The sequence below is a fragment of the Stenotrophomonas maltophilia genome (assembly GCF_001676385.1).
Taxonomy (GTDB): Bacteria; Pseudomonadota; Gammaproteobacteria; order Xanthomonadales; family Xanthomonadaceae; genus Stenotrophomonas; species Stenotrophomonas maltophilia_J.
In genome coordinates, this window is sequence record NZ_LYVJ01000007.1 from 258,022 (window position 1) to 273,656 (window position 15,635).

At 67.9% G+C, this 15,635-nt stretch carries 13 protein-coding genes; 3 read left to right on the plus strand and 10 right to left on the minus strand.

From position 1 onward, the window contains the following. Window positions 1–19: 19 nt before the first annotated feature. Window positions 20–901, plus strand: a complete 882-nt coding sequence (locus A9K58_RS11185) for a LysR family transcriptional regulator (RefSeq protein ID WP_065199429.1) — start codon at window positions 20–22, stop codon at window positions 899–901. A gap of 85 nt (window positions 902–986) precedes the next feature. Here the strand turns inward: A9K58_RS11185 and A9K58_RS11190 are convergent, their stop codons facing one another. Next, window positions 987–3,938, minus strand: a complete 2,952-nt coding sequence (locus A9K58_RS11190) for a bifunctional diguanylate cyclase/phosphodiesterase (RefSeq protein ID WP_196769188.1) — start codon at window positions 3,936–3,938, stop codon at window positions 987–989. Between the two features lie 285 nt (window positions 3,939–4,223). Here A9K58_RS11190 and A9K58_RS11195 point away from each other — a divergent pair, with 285 nt between their 5' ends. After that, a complete protein-coding gene (locus tag A9K58_RS11195) occupies window positions 4,224–6,335 on the plus strand; it encodes a M13 family metallopeptidase (protein ID WP_065199431.1) in 2,112 nt (703 codons plus the stop codon). A 138-nt stretch (window positions 6,336–6,473) separates the two neighbouring features. On the opposite strand, the gene A9K58_RS11200 is transcribed toward A9K58_RS11195, so the two are convergent. After that, window positions 6,474–7,403: an oxygenase MpaB family protein gene (locus tag A9K58_RS11200; RefSeq protein ID WP_065199432.1), complete on the minus strand. Its 930-nt coding sequence runs from the start codon at window positions 7,401–7,403 to the stop codon at window positions 6,474–6,476. A 309-nt stretch (window positions 7,404–7,712) separates the two neighbouring features. Between A9K58_RS11200 and A9K58_RS11205 the strand changes: the two genes are divergently transcribed. Further along, window positions 7,713–8,327, plus strand: a complete 615-nt coding sequence (locus A9K58_RS11205) for a hypothetical protein (protein ID WP_065199433.1) — start codon at window positions 7,713–7,715, stop codon at window positions 8,325–8,327. A gap of 39 nt (window positions 8,328–8,366) precedes the next feature. Here the strand turns inward: A9K58_RS11205 and A9K58_RS11210 are convergent, their stop codons facing one another. From A9K58_RS11210 to A9K58_RS11245, 8 genes are all read right to left on the minus strand, one after another. Further along, a complete protein-coding gene (locus A9K58_RS11210; RefSeq protein WP_065199434.1) occupies window positions 8,367–8,711 on the minus strand; it encodes a hypothetical protein in 345 nt (114 codons plus the stop codon). A gap of 32 nt (window positions 8,712–8,743) precedes the next feature. After that, on the minus strand, window positions 8,744–9,514 hold the full coding sequence (locus A9K58_RS11215; RefSeq protein ID WP_065199435.1) for a LytR/AlgR family response regulator transcription factor: 771 nt from the start codon (window positions 9,512–9,514) through the stop codon (window positions 8,744–8,746). After that, window positions 9,504–10,763, minus strand: coding sequence for a sensor histidine kinase (locus tag A9K58_RS11220; RefSeq protein ID WP_065199436.1), 1,260 nt, complete (start codon window positions 10,761–10,763; stop codon window positions 9,504–9,506). The genes A9K58_RS11215 and A9K58_RS11220 overlap by 11 nt, the downstream gene beginning before the upstream one ends. A gap of 278 nt (window positions 10,764–11,041) precedes the next feature. Further along, on the minus strand, window positions 11,042–12,691 hold the full coding sequence (locus A9K58_RS11225) for a M28 family metallopeptidase (protein WP_065199437.1): 1,650 nt from the start codon (window positions 12,689–12,691) through the stop codon (window positions 11,042–11,044). Window positions 12,692–12,801: 110 nt separating this feature from the next. Beyond that, window positions 12,802–14,052 (minus strand): RNA polymerase sigma factor, encoded by a 1,251-nt coding sequence (locus A9K58_RS11230; RefSeq protein WP_065199438.1) that lies wholly within the window; start codon window positions 14,050–14,052, stop codon window positions 12,802–12,804. A gap of 47 nt (window positions 14,053–14,099) precedes the next feature. After that, window positions 14,100–14,510, minus strand: a complete 411-nt coding sequence (locus A9K58_RS11235; RefSeq protein WP_065199439.1) for a VOC family protein — start codon at window positions 14,508–14,510, stop codon at window positions 14,100–14,102. Window positions 14,511–14,543: 33 nt separating this feature from the next. Further along, window positions 14,544–14,966 (minus strand): VOC family protein, encoded by a 423-nt coding sequence (locus tag A9K58_RS11240; protein WP_065199440.1) that lies wholly within the window; start codon window positions 14,964–14,966, stop codon window positions 14,544–14,546. Between the two features lie 69 nt (window positions 14,967–15,035). Then, window positions 15,036–15,449 (minus strand): YciI family protein, encoded by a 414-nt coding sequence (locus A9K58_RS11245; RefSeq protein WP_065199441.1) that lies wholly within the window; start codon window positions 15,447–15,449, stop codon window positions 15,036–15,038. Between the last annotated feature and the right edge of the window lie 186 nt (window positions 15,450–15,635).

The following is a 15,635-nucleotide window of genomic DNA, read 5'->3' on the forward strand; positions in this document are numbered from 1 at the left end:
TATTTCACAAGGCGCAACAATGGACACCCTCGAGGCGATGCGCGTGTTCGTGGCGGTGGTCGAGCGCAATGGCTTCAGTGCCGCCGCCCAGGCCCTGGACATGTCCACCGCCGGCGTCACCCGCCAGGTCGCCGCGCTGGAGAAGCGCCTGTCCACGCGCCTCCTCCACCGCACCACGCGCCGGGTCAGCCCCACCAGTGCCGGTGCCGCCTACTACGCCCGATGCGTGCGCCTGCTGGCCGAGTTCGACGCGCTGGAGGCCAGCGTCGGCGCGCAGGCGCTGGAGCCTTCGGGGACACTGCGCATCAACGCACCGGTCAGCTGGGGCATCGCGCGGCTCGGCCCACGGCTGGCCAGCTACCGCGAACGCTACCCGCAGGTGGAACTGGACCTGGCCCTGTCCGACCGCCTGGTGGACATGGTCGAGGAAGGCTACGACGTGGCCATCCGCATCACCCGCGAGCCCAACCCCACGCTGATCGCGCGCCGCCTTGGCGAAGCGCGGGTAAGCCTGTGCGCCGCGCCGGCCTACCTGGCCGCACGCGGTATGCCCCGGACGCCGCAGGACCTGCAGGCACACGCGTGCCTGAGCTACAGCTACTGGGCCGCCGGCGACCAGTGGCCGCTGCAGGGGCCCGGAGGCGAAGTGAAGGTCGCGGTGAACAGCCTGCTGCACGCCAACAATGGCGATGTGTTGCGCGAAGCGGCCATTGCCGGCATGGGGGTGATCCTGCAACCGGACTTCCTGCTGGAGGGGGCGTTGGCCGATGGCCGCCTGGTGCGCATCCTGCCGGAGTGGCAGGCGTCACCGATCGGCATCTTCGCGATCTATGCCAGCCGCAGCCACCTCGCGCCCAAGGTACGCAGCTTCATCGATCATCTGGTGGAAGCTGGGGTGTAGCGCGTTTACGGGTAGTGCCGGCCGCTGGCCGGCATGGGCCTGCAACCGGATGCGCCCGATTGCCGGCCCGCGCCGGCACTCCCCTTCAGGCAGGGACCTCGTCCAGCGCGTCGATGATGCGTTCCAGCGGCGCTGGCCGCCCCAGCAGGTAGCCCTGCACCTGGTCGCAACCATGCGCGGCCAGCCAGTCCAGTTGCCCCCGCGTCTCCACGCCTTCGGCAATGATGGTCAGCCCCATGCTGTGGCCCAGCGACAACAGCGCGCGGCAGATCGAGGCATTACGCGGGTTGGTTTCCACGTCCGCGACGAACGTGCGGTCGATCTTCAGGATGTCCAGCGGCAGGTGCTGCAGGTAGGACATGCTTGAGTAACCGGTGCCGAAATCGTCCAGCGACACGCTGATGCCCTGCTCATGCAGGCGCTGCATGGTCTGCATCGCCTGTGCCGGCTTGCGCATCAGGCTGCTCTCGGTCAGCTCCACGTGCAGCGCCCCCCGCGCCAGCCCGAACTCCTTCTGGGCGCTGGTGAATTCGGCCACCAGGTCGCTGTTGAAGAACTGTACGGCAGAGACGTTGACCGCGATCGGCAGTTCGCCCCATCCGGCGTCGACCAGCCGGCGCTGCGCCTTTGCCGCCGCGCGGATCACCCAGCGGCCCAGCGCCAGGATCAGCCCGGTGTCCTCGCACAGCTGGATGAACTCACTGGGCGCAATGAAGCTGCCATCGGCCTGCGGCCAGCGCAGCAGTGCTTCCAGCGCCGCCGGCGTGCCATCGCCGGCGTGCCGGATCGGTTGGAAGTACAACTGGAATTCACTGTCGATGGCCGCGTGGATGCGTCCGGCCAGGCGCAGGCGGTCGGCCAGCCGCGCGGTTACCGCCGCATCGAACCAGGCCATCACGTTGCCCTCGGCACGCGCCGCATGCGCGGCCTGTGCCGCCATGCCGATCACCTGCTCGGCGCTGTGGCCATCGCCGGGTACGTGCGCGGCTACGCCGATGCGGGGCTCGAACTGATGCAGTGAATCCTTGCCGCGCATCGGTGCCGACACGATCTGCAACAGGTCGTCCAGCACCCGCTGCGGATCGTGCCCGGTCCCGATGGCGAGCACGAAATCCTCTGCCGGCTGGAACGCCAGCGCGCCGCAGCGCGCTCCCAGCCCCGCCAGCCGGGTGGCCATCGACTGCAGCACTGCGTCGCCGATCTCGCGGCCCAGCGTATCGGCCACCAGTTGCAGGCCGCGCAGTTGCACGAACGCGACGGTGTAGCCGGTTCCCTGCTCCTCCAGCTGGTCGGCCAGCGCGCGCACGTTGAGCAGGCCGGTAGCCGGATTGTGCCGCGCCTGGTAGGCCAGATCGCGCTCGTAGGCCAACCGCTCGCTGACATCCTCGGCCAGCACCAGGCACGCGGGTTGGCCGTCGAAATCGAGCTTGGACAAGTGAGCGCGCACCTCGAACACGCTGCCATCCTTGCGCCGATGCAGGCGCACGGCGGCATCCGGGGGGTCACCCACCCGTGCGCGATCGATGGCATTGCGGACCTCGTCCCAGCCTTCGCGCGGGCGGATATCGAGGATGCTCATCGCGAGGAACTCCTCGCGGCTGAAGCCGTACTGGCGCACGGCCGCCTCATTGACCTCGATGAAGCGCAGGGTATCCGGGTCGAACACCCAGAACGGCGCGGGATTGCGGTCGAACAGCAGCCGGAAGCGGCGTTCCACCTGGCTCATCTGCTCACGGGCCTGGTAGCGTTCGCTCAGGTCGGTCAGCGCGCCGGTCATGCGCCGCTCGCTGTCAGCCAGCTCCACCCGCTGCCCGCGTGCACCCACCCAACGCACTTCGCCTCCGGGCAGGACCAGGCGGAACACCTCGTCCAGTACCGCGCCCCCGGCAAAGGCCCGGTCGAAGGCCTGTTGCAGGCGCGCAGCATCATCGCGGTGCACGCGCGCGAAGAAGTCAGCCACGGGCAGCGCGTCGATCTGGATGCCGAAGATCTCACGGGCCAGCGGCGACCAGCGCAGCAGCGCTGCATCCTCGTCCACGTACCAGGTGCAGACGCGTCCGACCTGGTGCGCCAGGCGCAGCTCGGCATGGCCCGCCTTCAGTTCCTCGGCCATCGCCTGCTGGCTGCGGGTGCTCCGGCGCACGGCGTACAGCAGCACCAGCAGCACCACGACATAGGCCAGCACGATCGCCACCGACGCCTGCAGGTAGGGCCACCAGGGCGCGAGCACGTCCTCGTCGGCCAGCCCCACCTGTACCGCCAACGGGCTGCGTTCAAGCGTGCTGAGGGTAAGGATGCGCGGCACGCCGTCGACCACACCCGGCATGCTGCCCAGTTCGACCACCGCCGGCCGGCCGAGCAGATCGCGGCGCGGCAGCGCGTAGCGGCGGCCCACCGTGCCATGCGGGTCCGGTACGCGGGCCAGCATGTAGCCCTCGGCATCACTGATCGAAACCAGGCCGTTCGGGCCCACGTCAAGGCCGCCGATGATGCGCTGCAGTTCGCCGCAACGGAGCCGCGCCAGCAGCCAGCGGCCATCAGCCATGGAAGACGCCAGCGGCACGACCCAGCGCCCGTCATCCATCTGCTGCGGTGGGCCGATGTACAGCGCGCTGCCCAGGCGGTGGCGTTGCGGATCGGTCCACAGCGGAAGCTGCGGGTCACCGGTGCCAGCGGTCAGCGCGCGGCCATGGCGATCAAGCACGACGACACTGTGCAGTTCGGCGTGGCGGCGCAGCACACCGGCGATGGAGGCGTCCAGCAACGCCGGCGCCTGTGCCGGCACGCGGCGGAACAGCTCGGCGGCGTCGGCGGCGATACCGGACATCGCCCGTTCCAGGTTGCGCAGTTCCAGCGCCAGCAGGCGCTCGCTGCCCACCGCCAATGCGCGGCTCTGCCGCTGCGCGGCCTCCAGCCGGCGGTGGTAGTCATTGGCCAGCATGGTGGCCAGGCCAGCCACCAGCAGCACGCCCAGCACCACGCCGCCCCAGGTTATGGCGCGCAGTGGTCGGCCCAATGCCCGCTTCATCGCAGGCATGGGTCGATCTTCCTCGTCCAGTCGGTTGGCTTCATGCGCGAACGGATCCTCAGCGTCCCCGACCTCAGCGGCCGGCCAGCGCCATTCTTGACGCCTGCACCACCCTGCATGGCCCATCCCCCCGCGCCTGCGCAGGCTTCCGCGCCAGCATGCACCAGGTGGGTGATGACGTGAAGACCGCGCCCGCGCGTTCAGCCAGATCCTGCACAGGGCGGGCGCCACAAGGGCAGGGCCAGCCGCTCCGGAGCGGATTAGACTTGGGGTTTTCCGCCGCAAGAGAAGTGCATGTCCAAGCTGCGTCGTCCCACCCTGGCGCTGGCCATCATTGCCAGCCTGTCCCTGGCCGCCTGTGACCGTCCGGCCGGCCCCACGGCCGCCGCCACCGCCCCGGCCGATGCCCCCCCTGCGGCAGCCAAGCCGATGCTGGGCAGCTTCGGCTTCGATGCCAGCGGCATGGACCGCAGCATCGCTGCCGGCGATGACTTCTTCGGCTTCGCCAACGGCACCTGGGTGAAGAACACCGAGATTCCGGCCGACCGCTCACGTTTCGGCAGCTTCAACGTCATCGCCGAGAAGACGCTGGCCGACACCCGCGCCATCCTCGAGGGCGCCGCCGGCAATGCCCAGGCCAGCGGCAGCGACAAGCTGATCGGCGACTATTACGCCGCCTACATGGACGAAGCCGGCATCGAGCAGCGTGGCATCGCGCCGGTGCAGCCGCAGCTGAAGGCGATCGATGCGATCGCCGACAAGGCCGGCCTGGCCCGCGCGCTCGGCGGCGACCTGCGCGCCGACGTCGATCTGCTCAACGCGACCAACTTCTACACCGACCGCCTGTTCGGCCTGTGGGTGTCGGTGGACATGCTGCAGCCGGACCGTACCGCGCCTTACCTCGTGCAGGGCGGCCTGGGCATGCCCGACCGCGATTTCTATCTGGGCGATGGCCGCATGGCCGAGCTGCGCAGGCAGTACCAGGCCTATATCGCGCAGATGCTGCAACTGGCCGGCGTCGCCGACCCGGCCGGCAAGGCGCAGCGCATCCTGGCACTGGAAACGAAGATCGCCCAGGCGCATGCCACCCAGGAAGAAACCAACGACGTGACCAAGGGCGCCAACCCCTGGACCCAGGCCGACTTCAACGCCAAGGCGCCGGGCATGGACTGGCATGCCTTCCTCGACGCAGCCACGCTGGGCAGCCAGCAGGACTTCATCGTGTGGCAGCCCAAGGCCGTCGCTGGCCTGTCCAGGCTGGTCGCCACCGAGCCGCTGGACGTGTGGAAGGATTATCTGGCCTTCCACGCGCTGGACCGGGCCGCTGCCTACCTGCCGAAGAAGTTCGCCGATGCCCGCTTCGCCTTCCACGGCACGGCGCTGAGCGGCACGCCGCAGCAGAGCGACCGCTGGAAGCGCGCCGTGGACGACGCCAACCACGCCGTCGGCGAGGCCATCGGCCAACGCTACGTCGAAAAGCACTTCGACGCGAAGACCAAGGAACGCGCGGACACGATGGCGAAGAACATCATCGCCGCCTTCGCCAAGCGCATCGACGCACTGTCGTGGATGTCGCCGCAGACCAAGGCGCACGCCAAGGCCAAGGTGGCCGGCCTGACCGTGGGCATGGGCTATCCGGACAAGTGGCGCGACTACACCGGCCTGGAGATCCGCCGGGATGATCCGCTGGGCAACGCGCAGCGCGCCGAACTGTTCGAGTACCAGCGCAATATCGCCAAGCTGGGCAAGCCGGTCGACCATAGCGAATGGGCCATGCTGCCGCAGACCATCAACGCGATGAACGTGCCGTTGGAGAACCGCCTGGTGTTCCCGGCCGCGATCCTGCAGCCGCCGTTCTTCGATGGCGCCGCCGACGATGCGGTGAACTACGGTGCGATCGGCGCGGTGATCGGCCACGAGATCAGCCACGGCTTCGACAATGCCGGTGCGCTGTTCGACGAGACCGGCAAGCTGCACAACTGGTGGACTGCCGAGGATCTGCAGCAGTTCAACGCCGCCGGTGACGCACTGGCCGCGCAGTTCAGCAGCTACGAGCCGTTCCCGGGGGTGCACGTGAACGGCCGGTTGACCCTGGGTGAGAACATCGCCGATGTGGCCGGCCTGGGTACCGCCTACGATGCCTACCAGCTGTCGCTGCAGGGCAAGCCGGGCCAGACCCTGGAAGGCTTCACCCCGGACCAGCGCTTCTTCCTCGGCTTCGCCCAGGCATGGCGCAGCAAGAGCCGGGAGCAGGCGCTGCGCAACTCGCTGCTCACCGATGTGCATGCACCGGGCCAGTTCCGCGCACTGACCGTGCGCAACATCGACGCCTGGTATCCCGCGTTCGACGTGAAGGAAGGCCAGAAGCTGTACCTGGCCCCGGACAAGCGGGTCAAGGTGTGGTGATGTGATTGGAGCGGGCGCCACAAGGCGCCCGTTTCATCTGGCCCTACGGGGACGCCAACCGCGGTTGGCAGGTTTCAGGCACCCACGCATGGCGCGGATGAAACATCGCGCGAAAAGCGTGCCAGCCAAGGTTGGCACCTACCAGGCAACTGCGGGCCACGCGCGCAGGATCTCCGCCGACACGCCCATGCGCGCACAGGCACGGCTGGCCAGGCCATCAGGCAGCGCGCGGCGGAACAGCGGCGCCATGCCCTGCATCAGCTTCGCCGACGCCGCCGCCTGCGCACGCTGGCGGCCACTGCGCTCGAGCATGCCCTCGGCCCAGTCCGGCAGCAGCGCCGCGCCCGCACCCAGGAACACGTCGCGCGACAGCCCCGGCACGGGTACCGGCAGGCGCACCCCGGATAACACGTCCAGCACCTCGCGCGAGCGTTCGTCGACGCGCAGCTCCGGCTGCCGCGCGCAGAAGTACGCCGCCACTTCCGCTTCGCTGCGCGGTACGTCCACCGCACCCAGTGCCTCGGCCACGCGGCGATATTCGTCGTAGTAGCGGTCGGCGATGTGCGCCGGCACCTCCCGCCCATAGCGGCGGAATCCCTGCAGGAAACCAAAGGCCTCCGTCACGTGCACCCAGGTCAGCAACTGCGGATCATCGGCGGCGTAGGGCTCGCCCTGCGCGGTGTGCCCGCGGATCCGCTCATGCACGCGACGCACCCTGGCCACCAGCGTCTCGACTTCGCCGGCAGGGGCATAGCTGGTCCCGGCGACGAAGGCGGTCGTGCGGCGCAGGCGGCCCACCAGGTCCTGGCGGAAATTGGAATGGTCGTAGACCCCGGCCAGCGCGCGCGGATGCAGCGTCTGCAACATCAGCGCGCACAGGCCACCGGCCAGCATCGAGGGAAATTCGGCATGCAGCCGCCAGGTGACGCTGTCAGGGCCGAACCACCCCGGGTCACCCCGCGGATGGTCGTAATCGATGCCGCTCTGGCCACGCGGGAAAGCTTCCAGCACCCAGCGCCGGATCGGCGCAGTGACGGGACGGGACAATCGCTGAAGCAGAGCCGGCATCACCACGGGTCCTGGCGGGAAGGAATGGCCGCGCATTGCGCGATCCGACCCGATTCTGGTCGATCACGGGGCCGCCGGCGAGTTCCCGCACTCAGCTTCGGTTTCATGTGCGTCCGCAGCACATTTCACCCTGCGACATCTTGTCGCAGGCCACGACCATCATGCTGCATAGCAACAATATTCACCCATTCAGACAAAACCCTTGCGCCGCAGGGCATTGCGCCCATTGCACGGTTCGCTGGAAGTGCTAGAACTGAGCACGCCACACCGTCCAATGCTGATCGACGCACGTTCCACAAGGAGCCAGCCATGATTGCTTTGTTCAAGGGTTTGGGAATTCTGCTTCGCGACAACGAGCTCTACCGCAGCCCGTTCGACAAACAGGTCGCGCACTGGCGCAACCTGAGCGAGCAGCAGATCCGGGATGAAGTGGCAGTACTGGCGCAGGCCAAGTGCCAGTGGCTGATCGCCTCGATCATCGGCTGGCAGGCCGCTTCGCTGCTGATCCTCGGCCTCATTGCCAACTACCTGTGGCGCGACGACTTCCATATCACGTTCACCCGCGTGGTGATCGTGTTCGGCTCGTGGGTATCGATCCTGTTCGTGATCTGGTTCATGGCCAACATGTTCGACCAGCAGGCGGGCTTCGAGCGCTGGATGAAGGCTTTCAACAGCCGCGCCCGCATCAGTTCCAAGGCCGACAGCGTCGAGCATGTCGCCGAGGCGCTGGACCTGGCCGAGCATTACCCGGAAGTGCTGGACTACAAGCAGGCGGTCACCGCCAGGCGAGAACTGCGCCACGAGGACATCCGCATCATGACCGAGATCGGGCGCATGAAGCAGCACTCCGAGCTGGTGGGGCGGCTGAACCACGTCGGCGAAACCGAGCACCATCACGACCTGACGCTGCAGCCTGCCTACTGACCCTCGGCAAAAGCGGGGGGACCCACAATGCCACCGTGATCACTCACGGTGGCATTGTTCTATCGGGTCCTGGCTGACGCATGGGTGGAAGCCCTTGGGCAGGCCGCGCATGGCTTCGGTGCTGCCTACGGCCACCGAAAAACGTCGCAGGGGCGGTGTGGCGCAAGGGGTTCCGGTGCTGCAGGCCGGATCGAGCACCAGATAGTGGCATTGGCCACTGCTGCTGGCGATGCAGTGGAACCGCGCCTCGCCATCGACAACGGTGCTCTTGCTGTACAGCGTGTCAACGCCGTTGGCGCGCGTGCGGGTAATCGACGTATTGCTGGATTTTTCGCAGCCGGCCAGTGCCAGCAGCACAGCACACACAAGCAGCAGACGGGGCATGGTCATTCCTCGGGGCAGAAGCAACGCAGCGGCTACATGCTGCGGAACAGGCTCATGAAGGGCTGGCTGACCACCAGGGTCTCCGCACGCTGGCGCAGGCGCAGCACGCCGCGCCCGGTATCGTCGCGGCTGACCGCCGCCACCGCCTTCATGTTGACGATGGTCGAACGGTGGATCTGGCGGAAATGCAGCGGGTCGAGCACTTCCAGCAGTTCGCGCAGCGGCGTGCGCAGCAGGCTTTCGCCGGCGGCGGTCACCACGGTGGTGTACTTGTTGTCGGCACGGAAGTAGGCCACATCTTCCAGCATGATCAGCTGCGTCTCGCGACCGTTGCTGGCGGTGATCCAGGCCAGCGGCGGGCGACCGGCGGCGTTCTGCGGGGGGCCCAGCCGCTGCAGCAGGCGCTCCAGCGCGGCATCGTCCTGCCGCGTCGATGGCAGCCGCGACAGGATGCGCTCGCGGGTGGCCAGCAGCCGATCGTCGCTGACCGGCTTGAGAAGGTAATCCATTGCCCCCTGCTCGAACGCATCGATGGCGTACTGGTCATAGGCGGTGACGAACACCACCTGGGTGCGTGGACTGAGTTCGGACAGCGAACGCGCGACCTCGATGCCGCTGATGCCAGGCATGCGGATATCCAGGAAGGCGATGTCCGGCTGCTTTTCGGCCAGCTGTTCCAGTGCACTGGCGCCGTCCTCGCACTCGGCCACCAGCTTCAGGTCCGGCCACAGCCGGCCCAGCTGCTCGGCCAGGGACTGCCGCAGCAGCTCCTCGTCCTCGGCGATCAGGGCCTCAAGCGGCATGGCTGTGCTCCTTGTTCGACTGCGGCAGGGTCATGGTCGCGGCCACGCCGCTGGGAAAGTTGGCGACGATGGCCACGCCGGCCTGCTCACCACAGGTCAGGCGCAGGCGCTCGCGCAGGTTCTTCAGGCCGATGCCGGTGCCGCTGGTGCCCTGGCCGAAGCCGAGGCCATCATCGGCGACCGTCACGGTGACGTGGTCATCGAAGCCGCGCGCCAGGATCCAGATCGTGCCGCCGCCCGGCTTCGGCTCCAGGCCGTGCTTGATCGCGTTCTCCACCAGCGTCTGCAGCGCCATCGCCGGCAGGTGCACGCCCAGCAGATCGTTCGGCACCTGCACCTCCACCGCCAGTCGCGCACCCATGCGGATCCGCAGGATCTCCAGGTAGGCACGGGTGCGCTCCAGCTCCGCGCCCAGGGTGGACACCGATTCGTCCACCTGCGGCAGCGAACTGCGCAGGTACTGGATCAGGTGGCCCAGCATCTGTTCGGCGCGCGCCGGGTCGGTGCGGGTCAGCACCTGCGCGTTGGCCAGCGTGTTGTACAGGAAATGCGGTTCCACCTGTGCATGCAACAGGTTCAGGCGTGCCACCGACAGTTCCTTCTCCACCTGGGTCTGCTCGGCGGCGGCCTGCTCGTCGCGGCGCTGGTCAGCAACGCGGCGGCTGATTGCACGGGTGACCGCTTCGGCATTCTCGTAGTTGCTGCCTTCGTCCAGCGCCAGCAGGTCAGCCCACCAACCGGCATCCGGTTCGAACAGCAGGGTGACCGTGCTGGTGCCCTGCCCCGGGGTGACGGTGGCCAGCACGCTGTTGCGCTTGATCGCCAGCCGCGCAGGCAGGTTCCAGCGCGATGGCGGACGGCCGTTCCAGGGATCGACCCGCCTCACATAGGCACGCACCTGCAGGCTGCCGGACGAGCTTTCCACGTCTTCAACGCGCGGCAGCTCGGCGATCGCCGCTTCCACCACGGAGAAGGCGTGGCCGGCGTCCATCGGCAGTTCGATCTGGCGGCGCTGGCGGCCGGACAAGGTGGTGGCATCCAGGCGACCGGCCACCAGCCAGACCCGACGGATGTGGGTGATGGCACTGCCCAGCGCGGAAATGATCAGGAACATCGCCAGCAACCCGAAAATCCACCCCGGGCCATCGTTCATGCCACTGAAGATGCCGCTCCAGACCATGCCAGCGACGAACAGCGCCGCAGCCCAGGCCAGCAGGTGACGCAACAGGAGAGAAAGGCTGGCGAACACGGCGGCGCCTTGGAAGAAGGGGGTGAGCCGAGCATAGGGCGGCCCGCCGGGCAAGCAAGCGGGCCGCGACGAAGGGCGGGAAAGCGGGGATGGAAGCCGTTCTGGTAGAGCCGGGGACGCGCCGGCGCATTCGCGCCGCCGCTCCCACGGCTTGCGCAGGCCCTTGGGGCCCCACCTCACCAGCACCCACACCCCTGCGCCTTTGGCGCCGCCCCCGCACCCAGGGGGCGGTTGCCCGGCGCTAGCCGGGAGGCGCCGGGCGAACCCGGCGCCTTCCCTTACTTGCGCTGGTCGGCGCTGGCATCACGCACGGCGCGGAACGACTCGTCCCTGCTCCAGTTCGGCCAGGCGCGCGAGTTGGCCAGCTGGTTGCCCAGCGTGTACAGCACCTCCAGGTCGCGCGCGGCACCGGCAAACACCCAGTCCGGCTGCCACTCGTCGCCCTGCTGGTGGTAGCGCTTGGCGGTGTAGTCGTCGGAGGCCTTTTTGCCTGCGGCCACGCCACCGTCCACCCAGTCCTGGCCGGCCGACCAGGACAGCGCCGGCACGCCACGCTTGGCGAACGGGAAGTGGTCGGAGCGGAAGAACAGGCCCGCTTCCGGCTTCGGGTCCGGGGTGTAGCGGATGTCCCAGCCCTTGGCCACGTCCTTCAGCTGGTCCAGCAGCTCGAAGCGCGCGGCACCGTAGATGCCGAAGTCACGCGACGGCCCGAACGGTGCCATGCCATCCATGTTGATCACCGCCACGGTCTTTTCCAGCGGATACAGCGGATGGGTGGCGTAGTACTCCGAACCCAGCAGGCCCTTTTCCTCGGCGGTGACCGCCAGGAACAGCACTGACCTCTCCGGGCGCTTGGCCTTGGCAAAGCCACGGGCCAGCTCGATCAGCGAGGCGGTGCCGCTGGCATTGTCCAGTGCGCCGTTGAAGATGCGGTCGCCGCGCGCGTCCGGCTCGCCCACGCCGATGTGGTCCCAGTGCGCGCTGTAGATGATCGTCTCGTCCGGATGTCGGCTGCCTTCCAGGCGTGCGGCCACATTGTGCGAGGTGATCACTTCGGTCTTCACCGCGTACTTCGCGTCCAGGCTGGCGCCGGTCAGCGGCACCGGGGTGAAGTCGCGCTGCTGCGCCTTCTTCTTCAGCGCCTCGAAATCCTGCCCGGCCGAACGGAACAGCTCCACGGCCAGGTCGCGCTGGATCCAGCCTTCCAGTTCCGGGTGGCTGTCGGCCGGGTTGTCGCGCACCACGTCGAACATGGTGTTGGTATTGGAACCGGCCACGGTCGCCCAGCCGTACGACGCGGGTGCGGTTTCATGCACGATCAGCACCCCGAGCGCACCCTGGCGGGCACCTTCCTCGTACTTGTAGGTCCAACGGCCGTAGTAGGTCATGCCCTTGCCGTCGAAATCACCCTGGCCGGTCTCGAAGTCCGGGTCGTTGATCAGCACGACGGCGATCTTGCCCTTCAGGTCCACGCCCTTGAAGTCGTCCCAGTTGCGCTCCGGGGCCTTCACGCCGTAGCCGAGGAACACCAGCGGCGCCTTGCTGATGTCGACATTGCTGGCACCGTTCATGGCGGCGCGCACGGCAATCTGCTTGCCCTGCTCGAGGGCGATGGTCCTGCCACCCTGGTGCAGCGCCAGCTGTGGTGCGCCGACGATGTCGCCCTTGCGCAGCGGCACGGCCTGGGTCCACAGGCGCTTGCCGTCCTTGAGGTCACCGCCCGGCTGCAGGCCGGCGTCGGCGAACTGCTTGCTGAGGAAGGCGATGGTCTTCTCTTCGCCGGCGGTGGCCGGGGAGCGGCCTTCGTAGGCATCGGAGGCCAGTTCCTTGACGTCGGCGGAGATCCGCGCGCCCTCGAATTTCGGCGTGGCCGCCATCAGTGCGCTGGACACCGACAGGGCCAGCACGCCCAGTACTGCTCGCTTCATTGCTCTCTCCAGCAGGGAATTCCCTGCCGAGTGTACAAAATGGGCGGGAGGCGGATCAGGGCGTTCCGGCACGGGCGCGCGGCGCGGGGCGCCCGTCCCCCAGCGAGGATCTATCGGCGGGAGCGGGCCAGCAGGTGCTGCCGCTCGCGTGCGTTCCCGGTCAGGGTCGCGGCGGCAGCGAAGGCGTCGCGCGCATCGTCGGTACGGCCCAACTGCTCCAGCACCTCGCCGCGCACCACCTGCAACGGCGCGTAATCCCGCAGGCGCGCGTCAACCAGCAGCGGCTGCAGCTGCGCCCATGCCGCGAAGGGACCTTCGCTGCGCAGCACCGCCACCACCCGGTTCAACGCCACCACCGGTGATGGCTGGACCTGCAGCAGCTGCGTATAGAGCGCGGCAATGCGCGACCAGTCGGTATCTCCGGGACGGCGTGCCACGGCGTGGCAGGACGCGATCTGTGCCTGCAGCACGTAGGGATCGTCGCTACCACCGGCCGCCAGCGCGCGTGCCAGCGCCTGCTGGCCGCGCTCGATCTGCAGCCAATCCCAGCGCGCACGATTCTGCTGATCCAGCAGCACCGGCGCCCCCTGCGCGTCGATCCGCGCCGCCGCGCGCGAGGCCTGCAGCTCCATCAGTGCCAACAGGCCCAGCACCGCCGGCGCCGGCAGGCGATGCGCCAGCACGCGTGCCAACCGCAACGCTTCCTCGCACAGCGCCGGCCGCATCCAATCGTCACCCGCGCTGGCCGCATAGCCTTCGTTGAACACCAGGTAGATCACTTCCAGCACCGAACCCAACCGCTCCGGCATCGCCTCCGCACGCGGCACTTCATAGGGCACCTGCTTCTGCGCCAGCGTGCGCTTGGCGCGCACGATGCGCTGGGCAATGGTCGGCTCGGGTTGCAGGAAGCCGCGAGCGATCTCGGTGGTGGTCAGTCCGCCGAGCAGGCGCAGGGTCAGCGCCACCCGCGCATCGGCCGGAAGCACGGGATGGCAGGCCACGAACATCAGGCGCAGCAGATCATCGCCCAGGTCGTCTTCCAACGCCTGGCTGTCATCAGGTGCCGGCAGTGCGGCCGGATGCAGTTCCTCGCCCCATTGCGCATGCTGCTGCGCCACCCGCTGGTGCTGGCGCAGCACATCGATGGCACGGTTGCGCGCAGTCGTCATCAGCCAGGCTCCGGGATTGTCCGGGATGCCCTGCTCCGGCCAGCGCTCCAGCGCGGCCAGCCAGGTGTCCTGGGCCAGTTCCTCGGCACGGCCGACATCGCCACCGAGCAGCCGCGCCAGGCGCGCGATCAACACCGGCGACTCCATCCGCCAGAGGGTTTCCAGTCGCTGCGTCAGTGCGGGGTCGAGCATTCGCCGATCACAGCACGCCTGCCCGCCCCGCACAAGCACGCCCGCGCTCAGCCGGGCTCGCCGTCCATGTGCGCGATTTCCCAGAGATGCCCGTCCAGATCCTGGAAGCCACGCTGGTACATGAAACCATAGTCACGCGCCGGCTGCGGTTCGCTGCCGCCGGCGGCCAGGGCCTTGTCCACCAGGTCGTCAACTGCCTTGCGACTGGGTGCCGAGAGTGCATTGATCACTTCCGTGTGGGTGTGCGCATCGGCAATCGGCTTGTTGGTGAACTGCTGGAAAAAAGGCTGGGTCAGCAGCATCACGTAGATGCTCTCGCTGATGACCATGCCAGCCGCATCGTCATTGGTATAGGTTGGATTGAAGCTGTAGCCCAGCGCGGTGAAGAAGGCCTTGGATTCTTCAAGGTCCTTCACCGGCAGGTTGACGAAGATCATCTGCGGGTGGGATGCACTCATCGGTATGGCTCCGTGCGGGGTCAGGAAAGCGGATCAGGGTTGCTTCATGCAGTTGACCATCCACGGCTTGCCGTAGCGGTCGATCAACATGCCCCAGCGGTGCGCCCAGAACGTCTCAGCGATCGGCATCTGCACCTGGCCACCTTCGGCCAGCGCCGCGAACACGCGTTCGGCTTCTTCGATGCTGCCGACGTCGACATTGATGGTGGTCGAGCCACCCTCGCCGCCGCCGGGGCCGTCGGCCGCCATCAGGATGGCGCTGCCGATCTCCAGCTGGCTGTGCGCGACGTGGTCCAGGGTTTCCGGCGGCATCTCGTTGCAGCCCGGCGAGCCATCGGAGGGCGGCATGTCGCGGTATTTCATTTCAGAGGTGACCTGGCCACCGAGTGCCTTGGCGTAGAACGCCATGGCGTCATGGGCCTGGCCGCTGAAGCCGAGGAAAGGAATCAGTTTCATGGCATTGCTCCTGTGTGATGAAGTGCGATGGCGCCGGGCCATGCCCGGCGGCAGTGAGTCGGGGCAGGATCACCCTTCCAGCTGTGCCCGCAGACGCTGTTCCTGCTGCTGTAGTTCCGGGGTGAAGGCTTCGCCGAAGTCCTCCGCGGAGATCAGCGGGCGCAGCTCCAGCGTTCCCCCGCTATGGAACGGTGCACGGCTGGCCCACTCGACGGCCTCATCCAGCGAGCGCACGTCCCACAGCCAGAAGCCGGCGATCTGGTCGCCGGCGGGGCCGAACGGACCAGCCTCGACCTTGGGCGCGCCGCCGCCGAAGTGAATGCGGCGACCGCGCTGGGTGGCGTGCAGGCCTTCACCGGCCAGCATGATGCCGGCGGCCACCAACTGCTCGTTGAAGGCGCCCATTTCGGACAATTCCTGTTCGCTGGGCATGCGGCCGGCTTCGGAGTCGGCATTGGCCTTCACGATCACCATCACTTTCATTTCAGTCTCCCGTGGGGACGCGTGGTGCGTGCCCTTCACTGGGTACAACGAACCAGGGGGCTGGGAATCGACACGTCTGTTGGAAATTTTTTCTTCCGCGGAAAGCGCGCCTTCGGCGCTGCAACATGCCCGTGCGCAATCCTGCGCCATCATGGACCTCCCGCCCCCGCCAGGACCGTGCCATGC

What these genes read in the sequence shown, in the direction of transcription:
- A9K58_RS11235 (WP_065199439.1), bottom strand. Translation starts at nt 14,510, where the DNA reads ATGAGTGCATCCCACCCGCAGATGATCTTCGTCAACCTGCCGGTGAAG.
- A9K58_RS11210 (WP_065199434.1), bottom strand. Translation starts at nt 8,711, where the DNA reads ATGCCCCGTCTGCTGCTTGTGTGTGCTGTGCTGCTGGCACTGGCCGGC.
- A9K58_RS11230 (WP_065199438.1), bottom strand. Translation starts at nt 14,052, where the DNA reads ATGCTCGACCCCGCACTGACGCAGCGACTGGAAACCCTCTGGCGGATG.
- A9K58_RS11245 (WP_065199441.1), bottom strand. Translation starts at nt 15,449, where the DNA reads ATGAAAGTGATGGTGATCGTGAAGGCCAATGCCGACTCCGAAGCCGGC.
- A9K58_RS11240 (WP_065199440.1), bottom strand. Translation starts at nt 14,966, where the DNA reads ATGAAACTGATTCCTTTCCTCGGCTTCAGCGGCCAGGCCCATGACGCC.
- A9K58_RS11215 (WP_065199435.1), bottom strand. Translation starts at nt 9,514, where the DNA reads ATGCCGCTTGAGGCCCTGATCGCCGAGGACGAGGAGCTGCTGCGGCAG.
- A9K58_RS11190 (WP_196769188.1), bottom strand. Translation starts at nt 3,938, where the DNA reads ATGCCTGCGATGAAGCGGGCATTGGGCCGACCACTGCGCGCCATAACC.
- A9K58_RS11225 (WP_065199437.1), bottom strand. Translation starts at nt 12,691, where the DNA reads ATGAAGCGAGCAGTACTGGGCGTGCTGGCCCTGTCGGTGTCCAGCGCA.
- A9K58_RS11195 (WP_065199431.1), top strand. Translation starts at nt 4,224, where the DNA reads ATGTCCAAGCTGCGTCGTCCCACCCTGGCGCTGGCCATCATTGCCAGC.
- A9K58_RS11205 (WP_065199433.1), top strand. Translation starts at nt 7,713, where the DNA reads ATGATTGCTTTGTTCAAGGGTTTGGGAATTCTGCTTCGCGACAACGAG.
- A9K58_RS11185 (WP_065199429.1), top strand. Translation starts at nt 20, where the DNA reads ATGGACACCCTCGAGGCGATGCGCGTGTTCGTGGCGGTGGTCGAGCGC.
- A9K58_RS11200 (WP_065199432.1), bottom strand. Translation starts at nt 7,403, where the DNA reads ATGCCGGCTCTGCTTCAGCGATTGTCCCGTCCCGTCACTGCGCCGATC.